At 68.5% G+C, this 1,646-nt stretch carries 1 protein-coding gene; it reads right to left on the bottom strand.

Annotation, left to right across the window (positions count from 1 at the left end; translation table 11 throughout):
- Window positions 1-14: 14 nt before the first annotated feature.
- A complete protein-coding gene (locus tag HHL10_RS30060; protein WP_205833304.1) occupies window positions 15-1,562 on the bottom strand; it encodes a transposase in 1,548 nt (515 codons plus the stop codon).
- Window positions 1,563-1,646: the final 84 nt, after the last annotated feature.

Here is a 1,646-nt window from a genome sequence, read left to right as displayed (position 1 = left end):
CCTAAATCCGGCAGTTACCCCGTTGCCGGAAGGCCGGGAGGTACAGGAGAAGCGCGCAAGGACGGCGCGATGCGATCGCTGATGTAGTGCAGCATCGCGCCCCAGGGGTCGAGGTTGCTGAACTGCTCCGCAGCACGGCGCACGTGCTGCAAAGCCGCGCCAACGTTGGCAATCAGCGCTTTGATGGTGGCGGCACGGCCATGCAGCGGTGTGAGGTACAGCGTGGTCTGGCCGGCATGACTGGCGGCCTTGCCCACGGCGGCCAGCAACAGCGGGCGGCTCGTGATGGCTTCCAGCCGCCCACCCGGATGGGCCGCACGGCAGTACCAGCTCCACCAGTTGTAGACCAGCGCGCAGGCCCGCGCGGTGGTCTGGCAGCGGTTGAGGTCCTGGGTGGTGAAGCCCGACAGGCCCCACTGGTTCTTGAGCTCGTCGAAGCCGTTTTCGCAGTCCGCCCGGTCGCGGTAAAGGGCCGCGATGGACTCGATGGGATAGGCCACGTCCGTGACCAGCACCGTGTACTCCCACAGCCGATCGGGGCCCAGCACGGCCGCGTCAGCGAACGCCAGGCGCAACTGGCCGCGGTCGTTGACGCGCTCGCGCACCAAGCCCTGGCGGATGCGCTGACGCACGATGATCACGCGGCGCTTGCGGCTCCAGCCCACGAGCTGCAACTCGTCCTGCACCATCTGGCAGCCCTGGCTGTCCGCGCGGCTCCAGTCACTGCGTGCGAACTGCCGCGCCACCAGGCGCTGCACGTTCTTGGTCTGGCGCAAGCGCAGCAAATAGGGCTGATTCCGGCTTTCCAGCTCGGTGAGGATGCCCTCGTTGCCGTAGCCGCAGTCGCCCCTGACCAGCACCGGGCGACGGTGTCCAAGCTTGTCGAGCAGGCAACCCAGCCGGCCCTTGGCATGCGCGCTGGTGTGCTGCTTGCCCGAGGTCACCAGCACGTCCAGCACCAGGCGCAGATTGCCCACCCAGTAGGTGTGCAGCACGTGGCTCGGGCGCGCGGGCTTGTGCGGGTTGTAGCCCAGCTCGGCGCCCTCCTGACGCCCGTACAGCGGCTTGATGCTGGCGTCGATGTCCAGAACCCAGGGTTTGTCCAGCGCCTGCTGCACCGAGTGCAGCAGCGCGCTGCGCATCCATGCCGCGCCGGCGTCCTCGTCGATGCGCTGCAGGCCGCGGCGCAGCGCGTCTTCGCTGACCACCTTGCTCATGCCCAGCGCCTGCGCGGCCACCGCGTCGCCGCGCAACGCCGTGATGTGCGCATAGCGCCGGTGCCCGGCCAACGCCCCCAGCAACAGCGTGCCCAGCACATCACGCTTGCTCGGGGCGTTGCCGCTGCGGTACTCCAGCGGGCACTTCTGCACCCAGCGCTCGAACACACCCGTGGCGGCCAGGAACTCGGCAAAGAACACCAGTTGCCCATTGGGCGTGGCCGGCGCGGCCTCGTCCCAGCGTACGTGCATGCGTCCGCCCAGCGTGTCCACCACCACCGGCGCTTCGCCACCGCCGCTGCCGTCTCCCAGGGCCAGGGCCCGCTTGCGTCTTGCTTCACCCATCGGGTGAGTCTGCAGGATCGGCTCAAGTGCTTGTCAGCATTGGCCCGCTGGCCGTCTCACGGGGTAGTAACTGCCGGATTTAGG

It is taken from the genome of Azohydromonas caseinilytica, assembly GCF_012927045.1.
Lineage (GTDB): Bacteria > Pseudomonadota > Gammaproteobacteria > Burkholderiales > Burkholderiaceae_C > Azohydromonas > Azohydromonas caseinilytica.
The sequence above is the reverse complement of the archived record's forward strand: the minus strand, read 5'-3'. Positions and strand labels throughout refer to the sequence as shown.

What these genes read in the sequence shown, in the direction of transcription:
- HHL10_RS30060 (WP_205833304.1), bottom strand. Translation starts at nt 1,562, where the DNA reads ATGGGTGAAGCAAGACGCAAGCGGGCCCTGGCCCTGGGAGACGGCAGC.